The following is a 25518-nucleotide window of genomic DNA, read 5'->3' as shown; positions in this document are numbered from 1 at the left end:
GGCCCCCTCTCGGTCCGTGCCTTGGTTCAACTCACCGTCACTGACGGTTTCCCCGTGACGGTGGGGGCGCCCGATGCGGCCCCGTTCTGCTCCATCTGCTCCATCTGCTCCATCTGCTCGGCGATCTTCATCGCCTCTTCGATGAGCGTCTCGACGATCTTGGACTCGGGGACCGTCTTGATGACCTCGCCCTTGACGAAGATCTGCCCCTTGCCGTTGCCCGAGGCCACCCCGAGGTCCGCCTCCCGCGCCTCGCCTGGGCCGTTGACCACACACCCCATGACGGCCACGCGCAACGGCACTTCCATGCCTTCCAGGCCGGCCGTGACCTCGTCGGCCAGCTTGTACACGTCGACCTGGGCGCGACCGCACGACGGGCAGGAGACGATCTCCAGCCGCCGCTGCCTGAGGTTCAGCGACTCCAGGATCTGGATGCCGACCTTGACCTCCTCGGCGGGCGGGGCGCTCAGCGAGACCCTGATCGTGTCGCCGATGCCCTGCGCCAGCAGCGCCCCGAAGGCGACCGCCGACTTGATCGTGCCCTGGAAGGCCGGGCCCGCCTCCGTCACGCCGAGGTGGAGGGGGTAGTCGCACTGCGCGGCCAGCTGCATGTACGCCTCGATCATCACGACCGGGTCGTTGTGCTTCACCGAGATCTTGATGTCCCGGAAGTCGTGCTCCTCGAAGAGCGACGCCTCCCACAGAGCCGACTCCACCAGCGCCTCGGGCGTCGCCTTGCCGTACTTCTGCAGCAGCCGCCGGTCCAGCGAACCGGCGTTGACGCCGATCCGGATCGGCGTGCCGTGCTCCTTGGCGGCCCGCGCGATCTCCTTGACCTTGTCGTCGAACTGCTTGATGTTCCCGGGGTTCACCCGCACCGCGGCACAGCCCGCCTCGATCGCCGCGAACACGTACTTCGGCTGGAAGTGGATGTCCGCGATCACCGGGATCTGCGACTTACGGGCGATCGTCGACAGCGCGTCCGCGTCGTCCTGCGTCGGACAGGCCACCCGCACGATCTGGCAACCGGACGCCGTCAGCTCCGCGATCTGCTGCAGCGTGGCGCCGATGTCCGACGTACGCGTCGTCGTCATCGACTGGACCGACACCGGGGCCCCGCCCCCGACCGCCACCGGACCGACCTGGATCTGCCGCGACACACGCCGCTCGGCGATCGGCCGGACCGGTACCTCGGGGACGCCCAAGGAGATGGCGGTCATGCCGTCACTCCCGGTTCCCGGAGACCGTCTCACGCATGGCGCGCAGCGACTCCTTGAGCGAGCCCATGGTTGCGAGGACGGCGGTCGGCTCGTAGCCGCAGTGCGCCATGCAGTTGGCGCAGCGCGGGTCCTTGCCGCGGCCGTACTTGTCCCAGTCGGTGTCCTCGATCAGCTCCCGGTATGTGGGGACGTACCCGTCGCTCATCAGGTAGCAGGGGCGCTGCCAGCCGAACAGGGAGTAGTTCGGGATCGCCCACGCGGTGCATGGGAAGTCGACCTTGCCCTCCAGGAAGTCCAGGAAGAGCGGGGAGTGGTTGAGCCGCCACTTGCGCCGGTTGCCGCCCGCGAAGGCCTTCTTGAACAGTTCGCGGGTCTGCTCGACGCCCAGGAAGTGCTCCTGGTCCGGGGCCTTCTCGTAGGCGTAGGCGGGCGAGATCATCATCTCGTCGACCTTGAGGTCGTCGTTGAGGTAGTTGAGGACCTCGATGATCGTCTGCGGGGTGTCGGTGTTGAAGAAGGTGGAGTTGGTGGTGACCCGGAAGCCGCGACTCTTGGCCTCCTTGATGGCCTCCACCGCCTCGTCGAACACGCCCTCCTTCGCCACGGACTCGTCGTGCCGCTCGCGCAGGCCGTCGATGTGCACGGCGAACGCGAAGTACGGAGAGGGCGTGAACTTGTCCATCTTCTTGCGCAGCAGCATGGCGTTGGTGCACAGGAAGACGTATTTCCGCTTGGCCACCAGCTGCCGGACGATCTCGTCGATCTGAGGGTGCATCAGGGGCTCGCCGCCGGCGATGGACACCATCGGCGCGCCGGACTCCAGCACCGCCCCCACGGCCTGCGCGACGGGCATGCGCTGCTTCAGCACTCCGGCCGGGTGCTGGATCTTGCCGCAGCCCTCACACTTCAGGTTGCAGGCGAAGAGCGGTTCCAGCTCGACGATGAGCGGAAACTTGTCCCTCCTGCGGAGCTTCTGTTCGGCCAAGTAAGTAGCGACCTTGATGGACTGACGCAGCGGCATGGCCATCTGGCTCACCTCCTGGGGAGCAGCAAAGAACGGTGCCATTCGAAGAAAGCGGGCAGGACGGAACGAAGGACGCGGAAAGCAGATATTCCTCCGCGCAACGTGCCGATCCGGACGAGTTCATGTTCTGGAGCGTCCACGACCACCCGGACGGCCGCAACCGGGCGCTCGCCCGTGTGGACGGCGCTCAGGAGCGTGGCCGCCGACTCCATGTCGACCGCGATTGCGCCGGTCGCGAGCAGGTCGGACCGTTCCTGACCTCGGATGACGTGATCGGAGCCGGTGAGTGGTCCGGTGTGGACGGTGCGGCCAGGGACGGCGCGCACGAGTTCTTTGACGAGTAGGTCGGTCCCGACACACGGAATGGTTCCCGCCGGATCCCGGGTCTCCTCGGCGACGACCAGATCGCCGGGGTGCATGCCGGGGGCGAGCCCCGCGCAGAAGCCCGTGGCGAGTACGGCGGCCCGGCTGAGGGCCGGGTCGGCCAGCATTCTGGTGACGGAGCGTTCGGCCGCCCGGGGTCCCATGCCCGTACGGAGCACGGTGACCGGCCCGCCGGCCCCGCCGCGGTCGCCCGCGCGCAGGGCGAGCTGCTCGATGCCGAGCGCGCAGGCGATCAGCAGCGGGGCCGACGGGGCCGGGGCGGGCTGTGGGCTCATCAGCCCCCCTTGGCCTCGGCGAGCGGTTTCCCGGCCGCGGTGGGCTTGGGCTGGTCGGCGAAGGGCTCTCCGTGGACGTACCGGCCGAGCGCGGTCAGCGGGAAGACCTGCCGGTAGAGGTGGTAGTTGATCGAGAAGTCCCAGGGGAACCCGGTGCCGGTGAAGTACGGCTCGTCCCAGGAGCCGTCCTCCAGCTGGGTGGCCGCAAGCCACTCGATGCCGCGCTCGACGGCCTTGGCGTCCTTCTCCCCCGCTGCCAGCAGGGCCATCAGCGCCCACGCGGTCTGCGAGGCGGTCGAGGCGCCCTTGCCGCTCCACTGCCTGACGTACTTGTAGGAGCGCAGGTCCTCGCCCCAGCCGCCGTCGTCGTTCTGGACGGACTCCAGCCAGGTCACGGCGCGGCGGATCGCCGGGTGCGAGCCGGGGAAGCCTGCGGCCACCAGGGCGGGTACGACCGATCCGGTGCCGTAGACGTAGTTCACTCCCCAGCGCCCGAACCATGAGCCGTCCGGCTCCTGCTCGGCGAGCAGCCACTGGATGCCGCGCCGGGTGCGCGGGTCGTGGGCGAGGCCCTCGACGGCGAGCATCTCGACGACGTGCGCGGTGACGTCCGCGGACGGCGGGTCGATGACCTCGCCGAAGTCGCAGAAGGGCAGCCGGTTGGGGAACGGGCTGGTGTTGTCGACGTCGAAGGCCCCCCAGGCCCCGTTTCTCGACTGCATCCCGAGGTTCCAGCGCACCCCGCGGCCGATCGCCCGCTCCATCCGCTCCGGGTCGTGGTGCCTGACCCGGCGCAGCGCGAGGACCACCTCGGCGGTGTCGTCGATGTCGGGGTAGTTGTCGTTGTGGAACTCGAACGCCCAGCCGCCCGGGGGCAGTTGGGGACGTTTGACGGACCAGTCCCCGGGGCGGACGATTTCCTCGCCCAGCATCCAGTCCGCGGCCTTGACGAGCTGCGGATGGTCGGCGGGTACGCCCGCGTCGACGAGCGCGATGGTCGCCAGGCAGGTGTCCCAGACCGGCGACTGGCAGGCCTCGATCATCCGGGCCCCGTCCGCACGCCAGACGGCGAAGCGGTCCAGCGACGCCAACCCCTCACGCATCACGGGGTGTTCGAGGTCGTAACCGAGCAGGCGCAGGGCGATGATCGAGTACACCGCCGGCGGCTGGATGCCGCCCCAGCAGCCGTCGTTCTCCTGCCGCTCGATGATCCAGCGGGCGGCGCTGTTCATGGCGGCCCGGCGCAGCCTGCGCGGTGCGACCTTGCGCAGCTGGTGCAGCGCCTTGTCGAGCCGCTGGAAGGCGCCGTCCCAACTGGCCGCCGGAGCAAGGGGCTTGGTCGGGTTGGGGTTCGCCGGGTCCGTGTGCAGTTCGTCGAGCGGGAAGGGCGCGGGGCGTACCGGGCGCTTCGCGGAGACGATCGTCAGCGGGACGATGGTCTGCCGGGCCCAGCAGCCGAAGTCGTAGATGTTGAGCGGGAACCACTTGGGGAAGTAGATGAGCTCCGGCGGGAGTTCGGGCAGGTCCTCCCACTTCCACCAGCCGAACAGGGCCAGCCAGATCCGGGTGAAGACCCGGGAGGCGGCGATGCCGCCCTGCTCACGGATCCAGGCGGAGGCCTGCGCCATGTGCGGGGCGTCCGGTGCGTCGCCGGCCAGGCGCAGGGCGACGTACGCCTCGATGGTGGTGGAGAGTTCGCCGGGCGCGCCGTAGAAGGTGCCCCAGGTGCCGTCCTCGCGCTGCTCGCCGCGGATGAAGAGCGCGGCGGCCTGCGTGGTCTTCTCGTCGCGGATGCCCAGGAACTGACGGAGCAGCAGGTCCTCGGCGTCCATCGTGACGTTCGTCTCCAGGTCGCCCTTCCACCAGCCCTGGGCGTCCTGCTTCGCCAGCAGGAAGTCGGTGGCGCGCTGAACGGCGTGCACGGCGGCTTGGTGCACCCCTGCCGCCACGGGGTTCTCGGTGTCGGTGTCGCTGGCCGCGGCTGCCCGGGGTGGCAGTGCCCCGGTGCTTCCGTCGGTCGTCGCTGTCATGGCTTCCCCTTCGTGCAGTGCTCCTGGTAGTGCGTCTGCTGTGGGTCCGCCGTCGGCCGGTGCGCTTGTTCCAGCGACACCGGCCGGCGACTACGCGAGGGCTATTCGACCGATACTGATCATCTCTTTTCGCCCGGTGGTGATCATCTCTTTCGTACGACGACGAAGTCGGCGAGTGCCGTGAACCGTGCCCGCACCTGCTCGGGCATGTCGACTGCGTCGAGGGCCTCGACGGCGATGGTGTGCTGACGGCGTGCCTCGTCGGCGGTCCACTCGCGGCCGCCGGCCTCCTCGATGAGGGCGGCGCGGGCGGCGAACTCCTCCTCGGAGAAGTTCTCGAAGTCGCTGCTCTTGGCGTCGGCGGCGAGGATCTCGCCGAGCCGCTCGGAGGCGGGCCCGCCCGCGGCGAGCGCGGCCACCACCGGCAGGGACTTCTTGCGCTGGCGCAGGTCGCTCCAGGTCTGCTTGCCGGTGGAGACCGGGTCGCCCCAGATGCCGAGGAGGTCGTCGACGGCCTGGAAGGCGAGGCCCAGGTGGTAGCCGTACTTCTCCAGGGTGTCGGCGGTGCGGTCGTCGGCGCCGCCGAGCACCGCGCCGATGGAGCTGGCGCAGGCGAGCAGGGCGCCGGTCTTGTTGCCCTCCATCTCCAGGCACTCCTCGACGCTGACGCGGTCGCGGTGCTCGTAGGAGATGTCCTGCGCCTGACCGTCGATCAGGGCACGGGTGGCGGTGGTCAGACGGCGGGTCGCGCGGCCGGCCTCGACGGTGCCGAGTTCCAGCAGGACCTCGTTGGCCAGGGCGAACAGGGCGTCGCCGACGAGGATGGCCTGGGCGGGGCCGTGCACCTTCCAGACGGTGTCGCGGTGGCGGCGCTGTTCGTCGCCGTCCATCAGGTCGTCGTGCAGCAGCGAGAAGTTGTGGACCAGCTCGACGGCGACCGCGCCGGGGATGCCGACCTCGGGCGCGGCGCCGGTGACCTCGGCGGAGAGCACCGCGAGGGCGGGGCGCACGGCTTTGCCGCCGTCACCGGCCGTGGGGTTGCCGTCGGCGTCGATCCAGCCGAAGTGGTAAGCGGAAACGGTGTCCATGGGAGCGGCCAGGCGGTCGATCGCCGCCCGCAGTACCGGTGTGGCCAGGGTCCGACCGCGCTCCAGGAGCGCGGCCACGTCCACCGCGGTCTCTGAAACGGCCTTCGAGGCCGGGGGCACAGTGGGCACAGTCTCTCCTCTTGTTGCGGTACCGGGGGTGCGGGGGCCTGCCGCCGTGTGCTGGTTCAGCATCACGCCGCCTCCTCAACGTCGAAGAGGTGGCTGGGGCGGGGCCGGCCCAGGGCGCTCAGCGCGGCATCGGCCGCACTCACGCCACTGCGGACCGCACTCTCCATGGTCGCGGGCCACCCTGTGGCGGTCCACGCACCGGCCAAGTAGAGGCCGGGGACTTTGGTACGGGCGCCGGGCCGCAGCCGTCCGACGCCGGGGGTGGGAGCGAACGTCGCGGTGCGCTCCCTGGTCACGAAGAAGTCCTTCACTTGCGCGCCGCGCGCCCTGGGCAACAGTCGCTCCAGCTCGGGCAGATACCGCTCACGCAGCTCGGCGACGGGTTCGTCGATCTCGTCCCGCGCGGCCGACTGGGACAGGGCGAGATACTGGCCGTCCCGGAGACCGGAGGCGTCGGTGCGGTCGAACACCCACTGCACGGGGGTGCCGAGGGCCGCGAAGAACGGCGTGCTCAGCACCTTGCGGTCGTAGACGACATGGACGTTGAGGATCGGCGCGGTACCGATCTCCAGGAGCTGTTCCGGGGCGTCGAGGGCGCCGTCGGGCAGCAGGTCGTACGCCTCGCGCTGGGCGACGGCCAGCACGACCGTGTCCGCAGGGAGCGTCTCGCCGGGAACCTGAACGCGTAGGCGTCCGTTCTCGTCAGTAGAGATGGAGGTGACGCGTGTACGGACCTCGATACGAACGCCCACCGAGTCGAGCGCCTTGCGGGCCAGCCGGTCATGCAGATCGCCCAGCGGGACGTGCGCCCAGCCGATGTCGGCCGCGCCCGGGTCGGACAGCAGACCGGTCTTGAACACCATCGCGGCGAGCCCCAGCGAGGCGTCGCCCGCGACCGCGTTGAGGGTGGCGACCCCGACCAGGTCCCACAGGGCCTCGACGGCACGCGCCGACTGACCGTGCGCGGCCAGCCAGCTGCCGAAGTCCTGCGTGTCCAGGGTCGGATCGGCGAGGTCGAGCCCCTTGAGCGCGAGCGCGGCACGCCCGACGTTCGCTCGTTCGGCGAGGGACAGATGCGGATACGTCGCCAGGCTCCGGCCCAGGTGCAGGGGCACGGGCAGGGCGTCGCGCCGCAGCCTGCCGAGCCGCCGCCCCTCGGGCCGCGCGACATCGAGCACGGGCACGTCGAGACGCTCCTGCAGCGGCGCCAGCGCCGTCCCCTCGATACGGTCGAGGAACCAGCGGTAGGCGGTGCAGCAGCGCAGGTACACGTGCTGTCCGTTGTCGATGGTGAGGTCGCCGCGCTGGAAGGAGAAGGCCAGGCCTCCGAGCCTCGGCCTGCCCTCGATCAGGGTGACGCGCACTCCGGCGTCGGCGAGCGCGAGCGCGGCGGTGATGCCGGCGAGCCCGCCGCCGATCACGACGGCGTCCCTCCCGGAGCGTCCGGGGGTGTCCGCGAGCGCCCCTTCGGGCCGCGTGCCGTCGGTCATCGTGCACCCTCCCCTGCGCGACCGTCGTGCTGGTGCTTGAACGGTGCACGGCCGGTCGTCTCAGTCAGGGACGCGGCACGGCAGCGGAGGGTTGCCCGCCACTTTTCGCCGGTGGCATCACCTTGGACCGGAATGTCCATCAGGCGCGCCTCCTGACGGTACGACGGCTCACATGCCGGGTGTCCAGACCGCTCAGACCGCGCACGGCGACGTACGCCTTCTCGCGTCCGGGCAGGGAGACCCGGCCGCGCAGCACGGCCTCCGGATGGCGCTCGATGCGGTCCAGGAGGCGTCGGTAGATGCCGGCCATGGCGGCGACACAGGCCCCGCTGCGCCGGTCGAGCATGGGGAGCAGCCGGTAGCCCTCGGCGAAAAGGGCGCGGGCCCTACGCACTTCGAAGTGCACGAGGCCCGCGAAGTCGGAACCCTGCGGTGGTGTCGGCCCGCTGAAGCCGGCCGAGCAGCCGAACTTGGCGAGGTCGTCGGAGGGCAGATAGGTGCGCCCGCCCTCGGCGTCCTCACGGACGTCCCGCAGGATGTTGGTGAGTTGCAGCGCGAGCCCGAGCGTGTCGGCATACTCGGGCGCGCGCTCGACGCCGCGCGCCCCCGGTTCGGTGCCGAACACACCGAGCGAGAGGCGCCCGATGGCGCCCGCGACACAGCGGCAGTAGACCTTCAGGTCGTCCCAGGTCTCGTAGGTCTCGCCGCGCACGTCCATCAGGACACCGTCGATGAGCTCGTCCAGTCCGCCGAGCGGGATCGGGAAGGTGTCGGCGGCGTGCGCGAGGGCCACGGCCACGGGGTCGATGTCGTCCTCGTCGACCGCCCGGTCGCGGACCCGGGTCAGCAGCTCCCGGGTGTCCTCGAGTCTGGCGGCCTTGACCTCGCCGGTCAGCGCGCCGTCGCCGATGTCGTCGACGCGGCGCGAGAACGCGTACAGCGCCGACATCGCGCGGCGCTTGGACGTGGGCAGCAGTCGGATGCCGTAGGCGAAGTTACGGGCCTGCTGTCCGGTGACGGCCTCGCAGTAGCTGTAGGCGGCGAGTACCGGTGCGGACACGTGTGGTGCAGACTCCACGGTCCGGATCACCCCTCTCCTCGCAGAGTCACGCCCACCTCACGCAGCAACTGGAGCTTGCTGGCCTTGGGCGGGCCGGGAAGTACGTCGTATTCGGCGGCGGCGATCGAACGGATCGCCGCCCTTCCCCCCGCCACGAAACCCGCGAGCAGCAGCTTGAGCCTGCCGTGGACGCTACCCACCAGGGGGGTGCCTTCATTCAGGAGATTCCGGGCACGTTCGGCTTCGTATGCAACCAGTGCGCGCACCGATGCGCCCGCGGAATTCACCGCCAGGTCGGTTTCCTGGACGTGAAAGTGCTTCATGTCCGCGGCGGGCAGATAGATCCGGTCACGTCCGAGGTCCTCGGCGACGTCCTGGAGGTGCTCGATGATCTGCAGCGCCGTGCACACCGCGTCGGAGCGGCGGATCCGCTCGGGCGTCTCGGTGCCCGTGACGGCGAGGACGAGACGGCCGACGGGGTTGGCGGACAGTTCGCAGTAGGCAAGGAGATCGTCGTAGGTCTCGTACCGCCCCACGAGCTGGTCCTGGCGGTTGGCGGCGATCAGGCCGAGGAAGGGCTCGGGGGTCAGCGAGCGACGGCGTACGGTCGGCTGGAGGCGACGGAGGAGCGGGTGACGCGGGGTGCCGTCGAAGACCCGGCGCAGATCGGCCTCGAAGGCGTCGAGGAGGACCAGGCGGTCCTCGGCGTCCGCGGCCGACACGCCGAGCAGTCGGGCGTCGGCGCCGCCGGGGGCGAGATCGCCGTCGCCGATGTCGTCGACGAGGCGGGCGAAACCGTAGACGGCCATGAGGTCGGCGCGCCAGGCCCTCGGCAGGAAGAACGGCGCCACGGGGAAGTTCTCCGCGGCGGCCTTGTCGAGCGTGCCGCGCTCCGGATCACCCGCGCGCCCACCTGGTCCCGTCACCGTTGACTGCCCGGGGCGGGGACGGCACAGACAGCTGCGTTGACCTGGGGGGTTTCCGTAGCCATTGCCGTCACATCTCCCGTTCTACACCGCTGACCCAATGCATACTATTTCGGACACGCCGCCCGGCCGTCCGCACCGTGGCCCTGCGGGAGGGTGTCGTTCCTTATCGCCCCACTTGCCGCGTTTCGGTACCGGTACAGCTTACGTTGTACAACGGGGCCGGGCCTGTGAGGGTGTCCTGCACATCACAACAACGCACCGATTGGCGCCAAGATTCCTAAGGCCAGCCGGAGTTGACGTTTCCTTTGCAGACGCGGGGCCCCGCCGGGGCAGTTCCGGCGGGGCCCGGTCAAGCCTGCTGGGCCGCACGGCCCATGTCCGGGTGGACTACTTGCCCGTGAACTTCTCGTACTCCTTGAGGACCTCGTCCGTCGGTCCGTCCATCCGCAGCTCGCCGCGTTCCAGCCACAGGACGCGGTTGCAGGTGTCGCGGATCGACTTGTTGTTGTGACTGACGAGAAACACGGTGCCGGCTTCTTTGCGCAGCTCGCGGATGCGTTCCTCGGAGCGCTTCTGGAACTTGCGGTCGCCGGTGGCCAGCGCCTCGTCGATCATGAGGACGTCGTGGTCCTTGGCCGCGGCGATGGAGAAGCGCAACCGGGCCGCCATGCCGGACGAGTAGGTGCGCATCGGCAGGGTGATGAAGTCGCCCTTCTCGTTGATGCCGGAGAAGTCGACGATCTGCTGGTACCGCTCCTTGATCTCCTCGCGGGACATGCCCATGGCGAGCCCGCCCAATATGACGTTGCGCTCACCGGTGAGGTCGTTCATCAGGGCCGCGTTCACGCCGAGCAGCGAGGGCTGGCCGTCGGTGTAGACCTTGCCGCTCTCGGCCGGGAGCAGGCCGGCGATGGCGCGCAGCAAGGTGGACTTGCCGGAGCCGTTGGAGCCGATCAGGCCGATGGCCTCGCCTCGGTAGGCGACGAAGGAGACCCCGCGGACGGCGTGCACCTTGCGTACGCCCCGCGCCGTGTCGTCGGAGCCGCGCTTGAGGATCCGGCTGAGGGCGGCGGTGGCGCTGCCCTTGCCGGCCTTGGCGCCGTTGACGCGGTAGACGATGTGCAGCTCGTCCGCGATGACGGTGGGGATGTGCGCGTCGTTGTTCTGGTCAGCCACGGCCGTACCTCTCCTCCGCCTTCCAGAAGTACACGAAGCCGCCCACGGCGAACAGCACGGCCCAGCCGAGCGCGGCCGCCCAGACGTGGTCGGGCAGGTTCGAGGAGCCGTAGCCGTCGATGAGGGCGAAGCGCATCAGGTCCATGTAGATCGCGGCCGGGTTCCACTGCAGGACGGTGGAGATCCACTCCGGCTTGCTCTCCAGCATGATCGGGATGGAGAACATCACGCCGGACGCGTACATCCACGTACGCATCACGAACGGCATCAGCTGCGCCAGGTCCGGGGTCGCCGCGCCGGCGCGGGCCATGATCAGCGCCAGGCCGGTGTTGAACAGGAACTGGAGCGCCAGTACCGGCAGGATCAGCAACCAGCTCAGCTTCGGGAAGCTGCCGAAGCCGATCGCCACGGCGAACAGCACGATCATCGAGTACAGCAGCTGCTGGAGCTGCTGGAGCGCGAAGGAGATGGGCAGCGAGGCGCGCGGGAAGTGCAGGGCCCGCACCAGGCCGAGGTTGCCGGAGACCGCGCGTACGCCCGCCATCACCGAGCTCTGGGTGAAGGTGAACACGAAGACGCCCGTGACCAGGAACGGGATGTACACCTCGCGGGGCATGCCGCGGTCGGCCTGGAGGATCAGGCCGAAGATGAAGAAGTACACGGCCGCGTTGAGCAGCGGGGTGGCCACCTGCCAGAGCTGGCCGAGCTTCGCCTGGCTGTACTGGGCGGTCAGCTTCGCCCGCGAGAACGCGAGGATGAAGTGCCGCCGGGCCCGAAGCTGGCGGACGTACTCGAACAGCGAGGGGCGGGCGCCGCTCACGGACAGCCCGTACTTGGCGGCGAGCTGGGCCGCCGTGAGTCCCTCGTCGGGCGACGGAGGTGCGCTCACCGCAACACCGCCGTCGTGCGTTGTCTCACTCACCAGTTGAAACTTTCGTCTTCGAGATGCGCAGCCTGTGCGGGCATGGCATGAACCTGGGGCCGGGTGGGCCCGGTCGCTCTCAGGGTCGAGCTTGTCAGATGACGGGAGGTCGGCCCAGTCGAGTCAGCCGCCACACCGTACGCCACTTCATGGGAGTGCGGGGACCGCACGGAGTGGTCCAGCCTTCCCGGAATCCGCCGAACCATGCCCGCAGGGCGGGGCGGGAGGGGCGGCGCAGCAGGGTGAGCAGCAGCCAGACGCCCAGATAGACCGGGACGAGGGGGGCGGGGAGGTTGCGGCGGGCCAGCCAGACGCGGTTGCGGGCGACCATGCGGTGGTAGACCGCGTGCCGCGAGGGCGCGGTCGTGGGGTGGAACAGCACCATGTCGGACCGGTAGTCGATCATCCAGCCCGCGTCGAGGGCCCGCCATGCCAGGTCGGTTTCCTCATGGGCGTAGAAGAACTCGTCCGGCAGCCCGCCGACTTCGGCGAAGACCTGGGTGCGGACGGCGTTGGCGCCGCCGAGGAAGGTGGTGACCCGGGAGGAGCGCATCGGGTCGGAGGCCCGCAGCCGCGGGACGTGCCGGCGCTGGGTGACGCCGGTGTCCGGGTCGGCGATGCGGAAGCTGACGATGCCGAGCTTCTGGTCGGCCGCGAAGGCCTCGCGGCACAGCTCGGCGGTGTCCTGCTGGGCGAGGAGGCCGTCGTCGTCGAGGAAAAGCATTATGTCGACCTCGCGGCCGCTGGGGCCGAAGGCCTCGATGCCGACGTTGCGGCCACCGGGGATGCCGAGGTTCTCGGGCAGCTCGATCGTGCGGACGCCTTCGGGGACGTCCGGGACCGGGGAGCCGTTGCCGACCACGACGACCTCGACCGGGTCGCCGTCCTGCTTGGCGACCGAGTCGAGGAGGGCGCGCAGCTCGTCGGGGCGGTTGCCCATGGTGATGATGACCGCGCCGACCCTCATGCCGCTCACTTCAGCCTGTTCGAAGCGAGGATGGACACGAGGTGCAGCACGGTCTGGAGCAGCGCGATGCCGGCCAGCACCGCGACGCCGAGCCGGGAGAGGAACAGGTCGCCGCGGACCTGGTCGGCGATGGCCAGCACGAGGATCAGCAGGGACGCCTCGATGCCGAGGATCAGCCGGTGGAACTTGAACGCGGCAGCGGCACGGCGGGCCAGCGCCATCCCGGAGGAGCGCATCTCGGACGCGGCCTCCTTGACCGGCGCCAGGCCCTGCTGGTGGCGGGCCACGCCGACCAGGTCGGTCTCGGCCTTGACCAGGATGGCGCCGAGCGCGGCCAGGGTGCCGAGGAAGGCCCACAGCCAGTCGATACGGCCGCTGCCCCACAGGTCGGCGGCGCGCAGGCCGAAGCCGACGAGCACGGCGGCGTCGGTGAGGTAGGCGCCGACGCGGTCCAGGTAGACGCCGCCCAGCGAGTACTGCTTCCGCCAGCGCGCGATCTCGCCGTCGACGCAGTCCAGCAGCAGGTACAGCTGGACCATGACCACGCCGAGCACCGCCCCCCAGATCCCCGGCACCAGGAGTGCCGGGGCCGCGAGGACACCACAGACGGTCATCAGGTACGTGAGCTGGTTGGGCGTGACCCTGGTGTTCACCAGGTAGCGGTCGACCCGCAGGGACACCTCTCGCATGTAGAGGCGTCCCATCCAGTGCTCACCGCTGCGCCGGTCCTTCACCCCCGCGGGGTGAACGACGGGGCGGAGTTCAGCTACCGATGGCCTTGACATAGTCGGCGTAGATGTCCTTGATCTGGTCGGTGGTCAGGTCGAGGTGTTCGAGGATCGTGTAACGGCCGGGCCGGGTCTGGGGAGCGAATTCGACGACGCGGACGAACTCGTCGTCCGTGAAGCCGATCTCCTCCGGCAGCACCGGCAGCCCGTGCCGACGCAGCACCTCGGCCATGTAGGCCGACTCCTCGTGGGCCCCGCGCAGGTACATGGCGAAGGCCGCGCCCAGTCCGCACTGCTCGCCGTGGGCGGCGGCGCGCCTGGGGTAGAGCAGGTCGAAGGCGTGGTTGATCTCGTGGCACGCGCCGGAGGAGGGGCGGGAGTCGCCCGACACCGACATGGCGATACCGCTGAGCACCAGGGCCTCGGCCAGTACCTGGAGGAAGTCGGTGTCGCCGATGCCGCCCGGGTGGCGCAGCACCGCCTCGCCGGCCTGCCTGGCGATGGCCGCGGCGAGGCCGTCGATCTTCTCGCCCTTGACGCGGTTGGCCAGCTCCCAGTCGGCGATGGCGGAGATGTTGGAGACGGCGTCGCCGATGCCCGCGCGCACGAACCGCACCGGGGCGTCACGGATGACGTCCAGGTCGATGACGACCGCGATCGGGTTCGGCACACCGTACGAGCCGCGCCCCGCGTCGTTGTCGAGCGTGGCGACCGGCGAGCACAGTCCGTCGTGCGCGAGGTTCGTCGGTACGGCGACCAAGGGCAGGCCGACGCGCGCCGCGGCGAACTTGGCGCAGTCGATGATCTTGCCGCCGCCGAGCCCGACGACGGCGTCGTAGTGGCCGGACTTTATGTCACTGGCCAGCCGGACCGCGTCGTCGAGGGTGCCGCCGCCGACCTCGTACCAGGTCGCGCCGGGCAGCGCGGGAGCGAGCCGCTCCTTCAGCCGGGCACCGGAGCCGTTGCTGACGGCGACGGCCAGCTTGCCGGAGTGCGAGATGCGCTCGTCGGCGAGCACACAGCCCAGGTCGTCGAGGGCACCCGGGCGGATGTCGACGACGAGCGGCGAGGGGATCAGTCGGGTCAGTACTGGCACGCGATCTCCCGTCCACGGGCGAGATCGTCGTGGTTGTCGATCTCCACCCACTTGACGTCGCCGATCGGCGCCACGTCGATGCGGAAGCCGCGGTTCACGAGCTCCTGGTAGCCGTGCTCGTAGAACTGCTGCGGGTCGGTCTCCCACACCGTCTTGAGTGCGTCGGCCAGCTCGGGGGCGGCGTCGCCCTCGATGAGGGTCACGCCGATGTACTCACCGGTCGACTCGGCCGGGTCCATCAGCTTGGTGATCTTCGTCATGCCCTTCTCGGGGTCGACGACGACCTTCATCTCCTCGTCGGCCAGGCTCTTCACCGTGTCCAGGGCGAGGATGATCTTCTTGCCGTCGCCGCGGGCGGCGAGCAGCGTCTTCTCGACGGAGACCGGGTGCACGGTGTCGCCGTTGGCGAGGATCACACCGTCCTTGAGGGCGTCACGCCCGCACCACAGGGAGTAGGCGTTGTTCCACTCCTCGGCCTTGTCGTTGTCGATGAGGGTGAGCTTGAGGCCGTACTTCTGCTCCAGGGCTTCCTTGCGCGCGTACACGGCTTCCTTGCGGTAGCCGACGATGATCGCGACCTCGGTCAGGCCGATCTCGGCGAAGTTGCCGAGGGTCAGGTCGAGAACCGTGGGTTCGCCCTCTATACCCGCGGGCCCCACCGGCACCAGAGCCTTGGGAAGGCTGTCGGTGTAGGGGCGCAGACGCCGTCCGGCGCCGGCCGCCAGCACGAGGCCGATCATGCGGGTTCTCCTTCATCGTGTACGGCGGGTGCCCCTGCGGACACCCAGAAGCGGATGCTCTCGACGAGCACCACCAGGGCCACGGCCACGGCGAGGACCGTGAGCGCGACCGTGAACTGCGAGACGGTGAGCGCGGCGGCCAGGACGGTGACGAGCAGCGTCCGCCCTTCGTGCCCCCCGATGGCCCGCACCAGCCAGGCCGGAGACGCGCCGGCGTTGCCGCGGATGCGGTACACCGTGTCGTAGTGATGGTAGGCGACCGCGGCCACCAGCCCGAAAGCCGCAGGAAGGGCTCCGTTCACGTCGGCTTTGGCTGCCAGGACCAGAACGGTGCAGTACTCGGCGGCGCGGAAGACCGGGGGGACGAGCCAGTCGAGGGCGCCCTTGAGGGGGCGGTACAGCGCCTGACCGGCGGTGATCGTGTAGACGACGGCGCCCGCGACGGGCGCCCAGGTCACTCCGGAGAAGAGGGACACGGCGAGGACGGCCGTTCCGGCCAGGGCCACCAGCAGCGGGGCTCCGACGCGGGCGCGTGTGGCACGCGCCACGAGCGAGGCCAGCGGCCCGTTGTCCGCGAGATCCGCCAGAGCCTGCGCCGCCCGGTCCGTGCGCTGCGCCTTGCGCGTCAGCGATCGCAGCACCCGGCCCGCCGTGGTGTACGTCGCTGCGAAGGCGCAGCCGATGAGAAGGACGTAGAAGGTGATCCGGGGAGTCGTGGCCGCCGTGAGGACGGCGATCATCGCCCAGCGCTCACCGATCGGGAGCACGATCATGCGCCGCACCCACACCGTCCAGCCGACGCTGTCGAGCTTGCCGGAGAGGGCGGCGGTGGGGCTGGTGTTGGCGGTGGCGTCGTGGTTCGCCTCGTTGAAGGAGAAGTCGACGACGTGCCGACAGGTCTGCAGGATCATCGCACCCAGCGCCAGCGCCCAAACGTCGTCACCGCCACGGGCGGCTCCCAGGGCGAGGCCGGCGTAGTAGGCGTACTCCTTGGCCCGGTCGAAGGTGGCGTCGAGCCAGGCGCCGAGCGTGGAGTACTGCAGGGAGTAGCGGGCGATCTGGCCGTCGACGCAGTCCAGGACGAAGGACGCGATCAGCAGGACGCCCGCCGCGACGAAGCCGCCACGGGTGCCGGTGGCCGCGCAGCCCGCCGCGATCAGGGCGGTGAGTAGCGAGGCGGTGGTGACCTGGTTCGGGGTCAGACCCCGGCGTGCGCACCAGCGGGCGATGTAGCGGGAGTAGGGGCTGATGAAGTGCGTCGTGAAGAAGCCGTCGCGGGACTTCACGGCCGACTTCAGGCGTACGGCCTCGTCGTCGACGGCGGCCACGGCCTGCCGTGCCTCGTTGCGGGCCTGCGGGTCGGCCGGGACGGCGGCGACCAGGCTGCCGAGCTCGACGCGGTGGACGTCGGTGCCGTCGTCGGCGAGGGCGGTGACGATACGGTCGGCGAGGCTGTCGACCGCGAGCGCCGTACCGCCGCCCGCGGAAGTCTCGCGCGCCATCGCACGGGTCAGGGCCTGGCGACCGGCCGACTGGGCCGTCACAGCGCCCGGGATCGCGGCGAGCGGGAAGCGGGGGTCGGTGAGGCCGAGGCGCAGCGCGTGCAGGTGGCCGACGAAGCGGGCGTCGACGAGGGCGACGCGCTGGTCACCGGGAACCTGGGCGAGGAGCGTCTCGGCGTCGGCCGGGTCGGCGGCGACCCGCACGTCGTAGCCGAGGGACCGCAGATCGCCCTCGATCGACGATCCGGGGACCGGCTGACCGGTGAGGATGGCGGTCGACAACCGAACTCACTCCCTGGGTGCCGGCGTGTCCGCGCCGGTCGTGTACGTGGGTGGCGGCGCCCGTTGGCGGTGGCCGGGCGGCGTGTCGGCGAAGGCTATCGGATGATTGGAAGCCAACGTTCACCGGCCGTTTGGCGGAGCGATCAACGTGGTTTGCCCAGAGCTTTGCCGCGATCATCATCGGGGATTCCCGGTCCCGCCCACAAACTCGCGCCGACAGACCGGGGCATCGGCGACATTGCATACGCCGCACATGCCTCGGCATAGGGTGGGCGACCATGACATGGCTGATCACAGGCGGAGCCGGCTACATCGGGGCACATGTGGCGCGGGCCATGACCGACGCCGGGGAACGGGTCCTCGTACTGGACGACCTCTCGGCCGGGTTTCCCGCGCGGCTGCCGGCGGACATCCCCCTCGTCGAGGGCTCGGCGCTCGACGGTGACCTGCTGAAGCGGGTGTTCGCCGAGCACGCGGTGACCGGTGTGGTGCATCTCGCCGCACGCAAGCAGGTGGGTGAGTCGGTGGCGCAGCCGACGCGCTACTACCGGGAGAACGTGGGCGGGCTCGCCACACTCCTGGAGGCGGTCGCCGAGGCCGGGATCAAGCGGTTCCTGTTCTCCTCGTCCGCCGCCGTCTACGGCAACCCGGATGTGGATCTCATCACGGAGGACACTCCGTGCGCGCCGGTGAACCCGTACGGCGAGACCAAGCTCACCGGGGAGTGGCTGGTGCGGGCGGCGGGCCGGGCGCACGGCATCTCGACCGTGTGCCTGCGCTACTTCAACGTGGCGGGCGCCGCCGCGCCCGAGCTGGCGGACACGGGCGTCTTCAACATCGTCCCCATGGTCTTCGACCGGCTCACCCGCGACGAGGCCCCGCGGATCTTCGGCGACGACTATCCGACGCCGGACGGCACCTGTATCCGCGACTACATCCATGTCGCGGACCTCGCCGAGGCACACCTGGCGGCGGCGCAGCGGCTCACCGAAGCGAACGCGGACGGCGATCTGACGGTCAACATCGGTCGCGGCGAGGGCGTCTCCGTCCGGGAGCTGATCACGGTCATCGGTGAGATCACCGGCGACCGGCGCCCCGCCGTCGTGGAGGCCCGGCGCCCCGGGGACGCCCCGCGCGCGGTCGCCTCGGCCGCGCTTGCCGCCGAGGCGCTCGGCTGGACGGCTCGGCGCGGGGTGCGCGAGATGGTCGAGTCGGCGTGGCGAGGGTGGCTGCTGCACCACGGCGGCCGGTCGAGCGGCTGATCACGCTACCGGCGTCCGCTCCGGCGCAACGCCCTGACCTGCGTATCGTTTCCGCAGGTCAGGGCACATGACAACGGTGTTCAGTGCCGCGTTGCCCGATACCCCCCACCCGTAGTTCACTGTGATCCCGGACGGAAATTCCGATCGTCGGACGACCGCGGAAGGGTGGCTTTTCTCATGGGGGCTGGGCACGATCACGGGCACGGGCATGCGCACGCGCCGACGAGTGGTACGGCGGCGGCCGCGTACCGCGGAAGACTGCGCGTCGCGCTGTCGATCACCCTCGGCGTCATGGTGGTCCAGATCGTCGGCGGCGTGGCCGCGGACTCGCTCGCCCTGATCGCGGACGCGGCCCACATGGCGACGGACGCGGTGGGTCTGGCCATGGCCCTGCTCGCCATCCACTTCGCGAACCGCCCGCCGAGCGAGAAGCGCACCTTCGGTCTCGCCCGCGCGGAGATCCTCGCGGCCCTCGCCAACTGTCTGCTCCTGCTGGGCGTCGGCGGCTATGTCCTGTACGAGGCGATCGAGCGGTTCCTCACACCGGCGGACACCAACGGCGGGCTGATGATCGTGTTCGGCGCGATCGGCCTGGTGGCGAACACGATCTCTCTCACGCTGCTGATGAAGGGCCAGAAGGAGAGCCTGAACGTGCGCGGCGCCTTCCTGGAGGTGGCCGCAGACGCGCTGGGGTCGCTCGCGGTGCTGATCTCGGCGGCGGTGATCCTGGCCACCGGCTGGCAGGCCGCCGACCCGATCGCCTCGCTGGTCATCGGCCTGATGATCGTGCCGCGCACCCTCAAGCTGCTGCGCGAGACCCTCGACGTGCTGCTGGAGTCGGCTCCCAAGGATGTCGACATGGCGGAGGTGCGGGCCCACATACTCGCCCTGGACGGTGTCGAGGACGTCCACGACCTGCACGCCTGGACGATCACGTCCGGTATGCCGGTGCTGTCGGCCCATGTGGTGGTGCGCTCCGACGTCCTGAACGCGATCGGCCACGAGAAGATGCTGCACGAGCTCCAGGGATGCCTGGGCGACCACTTCGACGTGGAGCACTGCACCTTCCAGCTGGAGCCGGTCGGGCACGCCCAGCACGAGGCCCGGCTCTGCCACTGAGGCAGCCGTACGGTTCCCACTGAAACAACCGTACGGTCCGATAAAACGCCAGTACGGGTGGAATGCAGCGATCCGGTGGTCGGTTGCGTCCTCATGCTCACAGCACCCCCGCCGACGGTTCCGTGCCCGCCGCGCCGGGCACGATCAACTGCCGGGAGTGCCGGATTCGTACGGCACACTTGGGGCGCTAAGACCGATGCGAAGGATGGGTATGCCGATCACACCTGCGACCGCGACGCACAGTCCGTCGAACGGCGCCGCAGACGCGATTTTGCTGGAACTGGTCGACGAGAACGGTGTGACGATCGGCACCGCGGAGAAGCTCGCCGCCCATCAACCGCCGGGGCAACTGCACCGCGCCTTCTCCGTCTTCCTCTTCGACGAGCACGGCAGGCTGCTGCTCCAGCAGCGGGCGCTCGGCAAGTACCACTCCCCCGGTGTGTGGTCCAACACCTGCTGCGGTCACCCCTACCCCGGCGAGGCACCCTTCGCGGCGGCGGCCCGGCGGACGTACGAGGAGCTCGGTGTCTCCCCGTCACTGCTCGCCGAGGCGGGCACGGTCCGCTACAACCACCCGGACCCGGAGTCGGGCCTGGTGGAGCAGGAGTACAACCACCTCTTCGTCGGCATGGTGCAGTCCCCGCTGCGGCCGGACCCGGAGGAGGTCGGCGAGACGGCCCTCGTGACCTCGGCCGAGCTGACGGAACGCCATGCGAAGGACACCTTCTCGTCCTGGTTCATGACCGTGCTCGACGCCGCCCGCCCCGCGATCAGGGAACTGACGGGTCCGTCGGCCGGCTGGTGACGCGCCGGGGCCCGGTCCGCCGGACCGGCGCTAGGGCACCTGCACGGGTTTAAGCGGCACGGCGGCCCAGATCACCTTGCCACCGGTCGCCGTGTGCTCGACGTCGCACACACCGCCCGCCTCCCGTGTGACCTCGCGCACCAGAAGCAGGCCACGGCCTCCGGTCTGGCCGTGGTCCGCCTCCAGGGCGGTCGGCCGGTAGGGGTGGTTGTCCTCCACGGACACCCGCAGCCACTCCGCGCCGACGGCGACCTCCACGGCGAGCATCGGCGACAGCAGCGCCGCGTGCCGGACGGCGTTCGTGACCAGTTCCGACACGATCAGCAGCAGCCCCTGGACCAGGTCGTCGGAGACCGGAACGCCCTGGCGGTACAGCAGGTCCCGTACGGCGTGCCGCGCCTGCGGGACCGAGGCCTCGACGGCGGGGGCGGTGAACCGCCAGACGCCTTCGTACGGCAGTGGATTCGGCGGCTGCTGACCGAGGGACTCGTCCGCGCCGCCTGCTGGGCGTGGGCCGGACCCCCGCCCGAGGTTCTCCATCGTCCGGTCGCCACCCTCGCGCTCGATTGTCACCACACGTCGAGTGTTGGTAACGCGCAGGTCCGGACCGTAGAACTGAACACAAGTCAGCAGGTATCGAGCGATTCTGATCGTTGGCGTATGACACGGTCAGTTGTGGGACCGCTCCTGTCGCGCTCGTGCCGACTTGGCGAACTATTCGGGTTGTACGGGTTTGACGGCGTCCTTCTCCGCGACCATGCCGACGACCCGGCGACCGCCGTAGCCGGTGGCGATCAGGCCGAGCCCGTCGAAGAGGAGGGCGAGGGAGATGAGGGTACCGATCACGTACCTGCTGCTGGGCCAGGAGCTGAGCACCAGGATGCCGAGGAACAGGTCGAACGCGCCCTGCAGCAGGGTCAAGCCGAACTGCGGACCGCGCACCACCAGGCTGCCGACCAGCCGGAACAACCCGCCCGCGAGGAACAGCAGCGCGGCGAACATGGCCAGCGCCTCGGCCGCCGCCTCCGGTCTGCGGATCACCACCACGCCCGCCGCGATGTTCAGCGCGGCGACGACCACACCGAGCCAGAAGAAGTGGGTGCCGCGCGCCTGGACCGCGTGCAGCAGGCCGACGAAGCCGCCGATCAGCAGCAGCCAGCCGAACAGCAGCATCGCGGTCAGCGTGGCGAAGGCGGTGTAGAGCAGTCCGATCACTCCCCCGACGACCAGCAGCACACCGAGGACGGCGAGCCAGCTGAAGCCGCGCTGGAGTTTCGCCGCCTCGCCCGTGGGTTTGGTGGACCTGGCCATCAGCGCCTCCTAGACCGACAGTCCCCCTTTACTTCACTTTGCACCCTTCTGCCGTATTCAGCGGCCGGGCCCTTCTTGATCGGCCGTTCGGCGCAAGCGGATAGCATCCGCCGCATGGAGCCCCAGCTGCTGCACAGCGTCACCGACTCGGTCGCCACCGTCGTCATCCACCATCCGGCCAAGCGCAACGCGATGACGGCCGCGATGTGGCGGGCGCTGCCCCCGCTGCTCGGCACGCTGGCCGCCGATCCGGCCGTACGGACGCTGGTGCTGACCGGTGAGGGCGAGACGTTCTGCGCGGGCGCCGACATCTCCACGCTCCAGGGGTCGGCCAAGGAGGCGCAGGAGCTGGCCGTGGCGGCGGAGGAGGCGCTGGCCGCCTTCCCGAAGCCGACGCTGGCGGCGGTCCGGGGGCACTGCGTGGGCGGTGGGTCGCAGCTCGCGGCGGCGTGTGATCTGCGGTTCGCCGAGGAGGGGTCGCTGTTCGGGGTGACGCCGGCGAAGCTCGGGATCGTGTATCCGGCGTCCTCCACCCGGCGGTTGGTGTCGGTGGTGGGACCGGCCACGGCCAAATACCTGTTGTTCTCGGGCGAGTTGATCGACGCCGAGCGGGCGTTGCGCACGGGCCTGGTGGACGAGGTACTGCCCGAGGGCGAACTCGGCAAGCGGGTCGCGGAGTTCACCCGGATCCTGGTGTCACGCTCCCAGCTGACCCAGGCCGCGGCGAAGGAGTTCGCGAACGGGCACACCGACCGCGACGAGCACTGGGCCGAGCAGGCACGCGGAAGCGGCGACACCGCGGAGGGCGTCGCCGCGTTCCTGGAGCGCAGGCGGCCGAGCTTCACGTGGAACGTGCCTACGTCAGGCTGAAGCGACTGCCACGATGTCGAGGGCGGCTTCGGCAAGCGTGCGGGAAGGTCAGGCCCCCTCGGACGGGCCGATTCCCGGCGAGCCGGACGGCAGCGCCTTGTGCACGGCGTCCGGGGTCGCGATGCCGGGGAGGATCTGTTGCCACCAGCGGGTCAGGCGCTCGGGAGGTCACGGCGGTTGCACATGACATGGGAGAGCATCTGGATGCCGGTGAAGGAACCCACCACGCTCTCCGGCGCCCTGAGCTCGCGCCAGTTCCCGGCTGAACGTCCGCAGCCACCACTGGTACAGGTCGGAGTCGTTCGTCTGGAACGTCCCGTGCTCCACCGTGAGCCGTATGCTCGCGCGGAACAGGACGTCGGTGCGCAGCCGGCGGGCCAGCTCATGGGTGAGGTCGATGACCTGCTGCATCGGTGACGCCGAGCGGCTGGGGGTCTCGACCGGGATCTCGGTCTGCGCGGCCATCACCCCCCGTGCGATCTCCGTCTTGGACGCGAAGTGGAAGTACATGGCTCCTTTGGTGACGCCGCTGCGCTCCTGGAACGGGCTGGCCGCCGCCCGGGCGCGGGAGGCCGGACCGGCACTGACGGCCGTGGTGGAGACGACCCGCGAACTGGCCGGCCTGCTGAGCCGCGACGTGGTCGTGCGGGCCGGGTTCCAGGTCAGCTGCGACCGTGCCGAAGGAGGCGTTCCCGTCCTGCGCCGCCGGCTGGCCGCCCTCCTGCTGCGCCTGTTGGCGGACGCCCGGCGCGACGGAAGCCTCGCACCGGGCGTCGCGGTCGAGGACATCGTCGCCACCGTCCTCGCGATGACCGTCGGCGTGCAGATCCTCTCCCGCCAGCCGGGCGCCGCCCAGGAGGCATCCCGGGTCCTGGAGCGCTTCTGGCAAGCCACACTGCCGGGACTGCCGGCCGCGATGCCCCGCAGCCACGAGGCGTCCAGCGGCTCAGCGGGCGGCTCAGCGGGCTGAAGGGCGGTGGCTGGTGCCTCGCCGTGCGGTACGCGGGACAAGGGGCCGTCGGCGGCCCGGGCGCGCGCCCTTGCACTCAGGCCGTACGGCCACGTGCACGACGCGGCCGTACGGGCACGGGGGCACCGGGTCGCCCAGCTACGGCAGGCAGGCGTCCGCGTCGCGGCGGCCGACCCGGCGGAGCACCTGCCCGATGTGGCGGGCCAGGCCCTCGGGGGCGTACGCGTGCGCGAGGTGACCCTGATCCGGCATGACGACGACATGGGCACCGGGCAGGGCCGACGCGATCGCGGCGAACACGTCGCCGTAGGGCGGGACGCCTTCGTTCTCGGCGCCGGGCAGCAGAGTCACGGGCAGGTCGAGGGCGCCGAACGCCCGCAGATCGGCGGGGTGGTCGTTGAGGGCCGTCAGCTCCCGGGCCAGCGGGGCGGCCAGCGGCCTGAGGACCTCCCAAGCGGGGCTCCGGCGCAGTCCCGCCACGTGCTCCGCGGAGAACCCCGACACGTCCCGGTTCACGATCTCCACGGCGCGGTCCACGTCGTCGGCCTCGATGGCCTCCCCCAGGGCGTCGAGCGCCCCGCGCCCGAAGGGCCGTACGACCGGTTCGTAGAGGGTGAGCGAGTGGACGGTCCCGGTGCGCCGCGCCGCCGCCTCCAGCGCGACGAGCCCGCCGAAGCTCCAGCCGAACAGGTCCACGCCCCGCTCCGCGCCCTCGGCAGCGACGACCTCATCGAGAACGCGGTCCAGGTCATCGATCTCGGTGCGCATCGAGTAGTCCGGGCCGAGCGCACCGCTGGGCCTGCGCCCGCGCCGGTTCAGCACGTAGACCGGTCCGGCCACGTCCAGCGCGTCCACGACCGGCTGCCACGCGGCGGCGTCAGCCATGACCCCCGGCACGATCAGCAACGGCCTGCCCGAGCCGCCACGCCGGGTGAGAGCGAGTTGGGACACCCGCGCGTTCCACGTGCTTCAGCACCGTGTGGTACCTCCTGAGCGAGTCTCATGCCCGTGAACGGGCGTACATGGCATGCGCAACGACCCGACTCGGCGGGCGGAAACGGCGCGTTCCGGCCGCCCGCAGCCGCCCGGTGACTCTCGGCGGCCACCTGCGGTCCCGAGCCCGAATCCCGACGTACCAAGCGGTTGGTAATCTCCGGGCCATGACTACTGCCACCCTCGAACCCCGCGCCGGCCGACGCTGCCACGCCATGCTCAACACCCTGCACGCGACGTCCTACTTCGCCCCGGAGCTGGGCACGGAACTCGCCGCTCTCGGCATCACGCACCCCAGGGCCGTCAACTTCGCGGTGCGGGCGGCCGCGCTGGGGCCGGTCGGGGCGGGTGCGGTGACGGCGACGTTCTACAACTACAAGCACGACCTGGTGGCCCGGCACATCCCCGCGGTCTGGGCGATCGCCTCGCCCGAGGACGTGCTGGCGGCACGCGCGCGTGCGGTCGACGCGGCGCTGCGGCGGCTGCTCGGCGAGGAGGCGGTGACGTCCCCGGAGATGGCGGAGGCCGCGCGGCTCGCACTCCGTGCCACCGAGGCCTGTTCCCGCAGCGCCCGGCCCCTGTACTCGGCACACGCGGACCTGTCGGTCCCCGAGGCGGCGCACCTGGCCTACTTCCACGCGACCACGCTGCTGCGTGAGCACCGGGGTGACGGCCATCTCGCCGTACTGATGTCGGCGGGGCTCGACGGCCTGGAGGCGGTGGTGACCCACACCGCGACCGGTAAGGGCATGACGCCGAAGTGGGTGTGCGGCACCCGTGGCTGGACGCGGGAGGACTGGGACGCGGCGTGCGGGCGGCTGCGCGAGCGGGGGATTCTGGACGGCGCGGGCGAGCTGACGCCGGAGGGTGTCGCCCTGCGCGAGGAGATCGAGTCCGAGACGGATCGCTTGGACCGGGCGCCGTATGAGCACCTCGGAGCGGAGGGGACCGCGCGGCTGACGGAGCTCGGTGCGGGGTTCGCGCGGGCGGCGGCGGGGGCGGGGGCGTTCCCGGGGGATCTGATCGGCAAGGGCTGAGGCCCCGCGCTGAGCTAGGCCCTGTCGTTTGGATCAGCTCGGCTGTGAGGATCGGTTCCTCTTGGCCGACCCGAGCGGGGCGATGGGGGTGCCCCCGCGCGAGCCGAGC

Annotated in this window: 26 protein-coding genes; 6 read left to right on the top strand and 20 right to left on the bottom strand. The window is 70.5% G+C overall.

Going from position 1 to position 25518, the window contains the following annotated elements; all coding sequences use genetic code 11:
* Window positions 1-26: 26 nt before the first annotated feature.
* The 16 genes from ispG to ACIA8X_RS37595 all read right to left on the bottom strand — a co-directional run bounded on the left by ispG (window position 27) and on the right by ACIA8X_RS37595 (window position 17042).
* The gene (ispG, locus tag ACIA8X_RS37670) at window positions 27-1220 is read right to left on the bottom strand and encodes a flavodoxin-dependent (E)-4-hydroxy-3-methylbut-2-enyl-diphosphate synthase (RefSeq protein WP_393459203.1); all 1194 of its coding nucleotides are present in this window, start codon (window positions 1218-1220) and stop codon (window positions 27-29) included.
* A 4-nt stretch (window positions 1221-1224) separates the two neighbouring features.
* Complete coding sequence (gene hpnH / locus ACIA8X_RS37665; protein ID WP_393459206.1) at window positions 1225-2247, bottom strand: adenosyl-hopene transferase HpnH; 1023 nt, start codon at window positions 2245-2247, stop codon at window positions 1225-1227.
* Window positions 2248-2252: 5 nt separating this feature from the next.
* A complete protein-coding gene (locus ACIA8X_RS37660; protein ID WP_393459209.1) occupies window positions 2253-2903 on the bottom strand; it encodes a 1-hydroxy-2-methyl-2-butenyl 4-diphosphate reductase in 651 nt (216 codons plus the stop codon).
* Complete coding sequence (gene shc, locus ACIA8X_RS37655; RefSeq protein WP_393459212.1) at window positions 2903-4933, bottom strand: squalene--hopene cyclase; 2031 nt, start codon at window positions 4931-4933, stop codon at window positions 2903-2905. Before shc ends, ACIA8X_RS37660 begins: the two co-directional genes overlap by 1 nt.
* Window positions 4934-5076: 143 nt before the next feature.
* Window positions 5077-6150 (bottom strand): polyprenyl synthetase family protein, encoded by a 1074-nt coding sequence (locus ACIA8X_RS37650; RefSeq protein WP_393459215.1) that lies wholly within the window; start codon window positions 6148-6150, stop codon window positions 5077-5079.
* A 62-nt stretch (window positions 6151-6212) separates the two neighbouring features.
* Window positions 6213-7640 (bottom strand): hydroxysqualene dehydroxylase HpnE, encoded by a 1428-nt coding sequence (hpnE, locus tag ACIA8X_RS37645; RefSeq protein ID WP_393459218.1) that lies wholly within the window; start codon window positions 7638-7640, stop codon window positions 6213-6215.
* Entirely contained in the window at window positions 7637-7780 is a 144-nt protein-coding gene (locus ACIA8X_RS37640; protein ID WP_393459221.1) for a DUF6380 family protein, read from the bottom strand. The genes hpnE and ACIA8X_RS37640 overlap by 4 nt, the downstream gene beginning before the upstream one ends.
* Window positions 7780-8730 carry a presqualene diphosphate synthase HpnD gene (hpnD, locus tag ACIA8X_RS37635; RefSeq protein WP_393459224.1) on the bottom strand — a complete coding sequence of 317 codons (951 nt, stop codon included), beginning with the start codon at window positions 8728-8730 and terminating at the stop codon, window positions 7780-7782. The genes ACIA8X_RS37640 and hpnD overlap by 1 nt, the downstream gene beginning before the upstream one ends.
* Window positions 8727-9626, bottom strand: coding sequence for a squalene synthase HpnC (hpnC, locus tag ACIA8X_RS37630; RefSeq protein WP_393459227.1), 900 nt, complete (start codon window positions 9624-9626; stop codon window positions 8727-8729). Before hpnC ends, hpnD begins: the two co-directional genes overlap by 4 nt.
* A gap of 390 nt (window positions 9627-10016) precedes the next feature.
* Window positions 10017-10805, bottom strand: a complete 789-nt coding sequence (locus tag ACIA8X_RS37625; RefSeq protein WP_393459230.1) for an ABC transporter ATP-binding protein — start codon at window positions 10803-10805, stop codon at window positions 10017-10019.
* Window positions 10798-11727 (bottom strand): ABC transporter permease, encoded by a 930-nt coding sequence (locus tag ACIA8X_RS37620; RefSeq protein WP_393459233.1) that lies wholly within the window; start codon window positions 11725-11727, stop codon window positions 10798-10800. The genes ACIA8X_RS37625 and ACIA8X_RS37620 overlap by 8 nt, the downstream gene beginning before the upstream one ends.
* A gap of 94 nt (window positions 11728-11821) precedes the next feature.
* Window positions 11822-12694, bottom strand: coding sequence for a glycosyltransferase family 2 protein (locus tag ACIA8X_RS37615; protein ID WP_393459235.1), 873 nt, complete (start codon window positions 12692-12694; stop codon window positions 11822-11824).
* A gap of 5 nt (window positions 12695-12699) precedes the next feature.
* Window positions 12700-13479 carry a CDP-alcohol phosphatidyltransferase family protein gene (locus ACIA8X_RS37610; RefSeq protein WP_393459238.1) on the bottom strand — a complete coding sequence of 260 codons (780 nt, stop codon included), beginning with the start codon at window positions 13477-13479 and terminating at the stop codon, window positions 12700-12702.
* Entirely contained in the window at window positions 13457-14518 is a 1062-nt protein-coding gene (locus tag ACIA8X_RS37605; RefSeq protein ID WP_393459241.1) for an iron-containing alcohol dehydrogenase family protein, read from the bottom strand. The genes ACIA8X_RS37610 and ACIA8X_RS37605 overlap by 23 nt, the downstream gene beginning before the upstream one ends.
* Window positions 14506-15258 carry a sugar phosphate nucleotidyltransferase gene (locus ACIA8X_RS37600; RefSeq protein WP_393459244.1) on the bottom strand — a complete coding sequence of 251 codons (753 nt, stop codon included), beginning with the start codon at window positions 15256-15258 and terminating at the stop codon, window positions 14506-14508. The genes ACIA8X_RS37605 and ACIA8X_RS37600 overlap by 13 nt, the downstream gene beginning before the upstream one ends.
* Entirely contained in the window at window positions 15255-17042 is a 1788-nt protein-coding gene (locus ACIA8X_RS37595) for a DUF5941 domain-containing protein (RefSeq protein ID WP_393459247.1), read from the bottom strand. The genes ACIA8X_RS37600 and ACIA8X_RS37595 overlap by 4 nt, the downstream gene beginning before the upstream one ends.
* Window positions 17043-17320: 278 nt before the next feature.
* Here ACIA8X_RS37595 and galE point away from each other — a divergent pair, with 278 nt between their 5' ends.
* The 3 genes from galE to idi all read left to right on the top strand — a co-directional run bounded on the left by galE (window position 17321) and on the right by idi (window position 20228).
* Window positions 17321-18304 carry a UDP-glucose 4-epimerase GalE gene (galE, locus tag ACIA8X_RS37590; protein ID WP_393459250.1) on the top strand — a complete coding sequence of 328 codons (984 nt, stop codon included), beginning with the start codon at window positions 17321-17323 and terminating at the stop codon, window positions 18302-18304.
* A 177-nt stretch (window positions 18305-18481) separates the two neighbouring features.
* Complete coding sequence (locus tag ACIA8X_RS37585) at window positions 18482-19423, top strand: cation diffusion facilitator family transporter (protein WP_393459253.1); 942 nt, start codon at window positions 18482-18484, stop codon at window positions 19421-19423.
* A 211-nt stretch (window positions 19424-19634) separates the two neighbouring features.
* Entirely contained in the window at window positions 19635-20228 is a 594-nt protein-coding gene (gene idi / locus ACIA8X_RS37580; RefSeq protein WP_393459256.1) for an isopentenyl-diphosphate Delta-isomerase, read from the top strand.
* Window positions 20229-20258: 30 nt separating this feature from the next.
* Here idi and ACIA8X_RS37575 read toward each other — a convergent pair whose 3' ends face one another.
* Together ACIA8X_RS37575 and ACIA8X_RS37570 are read right to left on the bottom strand one after the other, a co-directional pair.
* Window positions 20259-20768, bottom strand: coding sequence for an ATP-binding protein (locus ACIA8X_RS37575; protein ID WP_399460248.1), 510 nt, complete (start codon window positions 20766-20768; stop codon window positions 20259-20261).
* Between the two features lie 174 nt (window positions 20769-20942).
* Window positions 20943-21539 carry an HdeD family acid-resistance protein gene (locus ACIA8X_RS37570; RefSeq protein ID WP_393459259.1) on the bottom strand — a complete coding sequence of 199 codons (597 nt, stop codon included), beginning with the start codon at window positions 21537-21539 and terminating at the stop codon, window positions 20943-20945.
* Between the two features lie 114 nt (window positions 21540-21653).
* Between ACIA8X_RS37570 and ACIA8X_RS37565 the strand changes: the two genes are divergently transcribed.
* Window positions 21654-22409, top strand: a complete 756-nt coding sequence (locus tag ACIA8X_RS37565; protein ID WP_393459262.1) for an enoyl-CoA hydratase/isomerase family protein — start codon at window positions 21654-21656, stop codon at window positions 22407-22409.
* Between the two features lie 168 nt (window positions 22410-22577).
* On the opposite strand, the gene ACIA8X_RS37560 is transcribed toward ACIA8X_RS37565, so the two are convergent.
* Window positions 22578-22919, bottom strand: coding sequence for a hypothetical protein (locus ACIA8X_RS37560; protein WP_393459268.1), 342 nt, complete (start codon window positions 22917-22919; stop codon window positions 22578-22580).
* Between ACIA8X_RS37560 and ACIA8X_RS37555 the strand changes: the two genes are divergently transcribed.
* Window positions 22897-23379, top strand: coding sequence for a hypothetical protein (locus tag ACIA8X_RS37555; RefSeq protein WP_399460198.1), 483 nt, complete (start codon window positions 22897-22899; stop codon window positions 23377-23379). The two genes, ACIA8X_RS37560 and ACIA8X_RS37555, sit on opposite strands and share 23 nt — an antisense overlap.
* 138 nt (window positions 23380-23517) lie before the next feature.
* Here the strand turns inward: ACIA8X_RS37555 and ACIA8X_RS37550 are convergent, their stop codons facing one another.
* On the bottom strand, window positions 23518-24330 hold the full coding sequence (locus tag ACIA8X_RS37550; RefSeq protein WP_393459274.1) for an alpha/beta fold hydrolase: 813 nt from the start codon (window positions 24328-24330) through the stop codon (window positions 23518-23520).
* 209 nt (window positions 24331-24539) lie between these two features.
* On the opposite strand from ACIA8X_RS37550, the gene ACIA8X_RS37545 reads away from it, so the two are divergent.
* Window positions 24540-25409 (top strand): hypothetical protein, encoded by an 870-nt coding sequence (locus tag ACIA8X_RS37545; protein ID WP_393459277.1) that lies wholly within the window; start codon window positions 24540-24542, stop codon window positions 25407-25409.
* The last annotated feature ends 109 nt before the right edge of the window (window positions 25410-25518 follow it).

The organism is Streptomyces sp. NPDC051738 (assembly GCF_044453205.1).
Lineage (GTDB): Bacteria > Actinomycetota > Actinomycetes > Streptomycetales > Streptomycetaceae > Streptomyces.
This window is presented reverse-complemented; position numbering and strand designations above follow the sequence as displayed.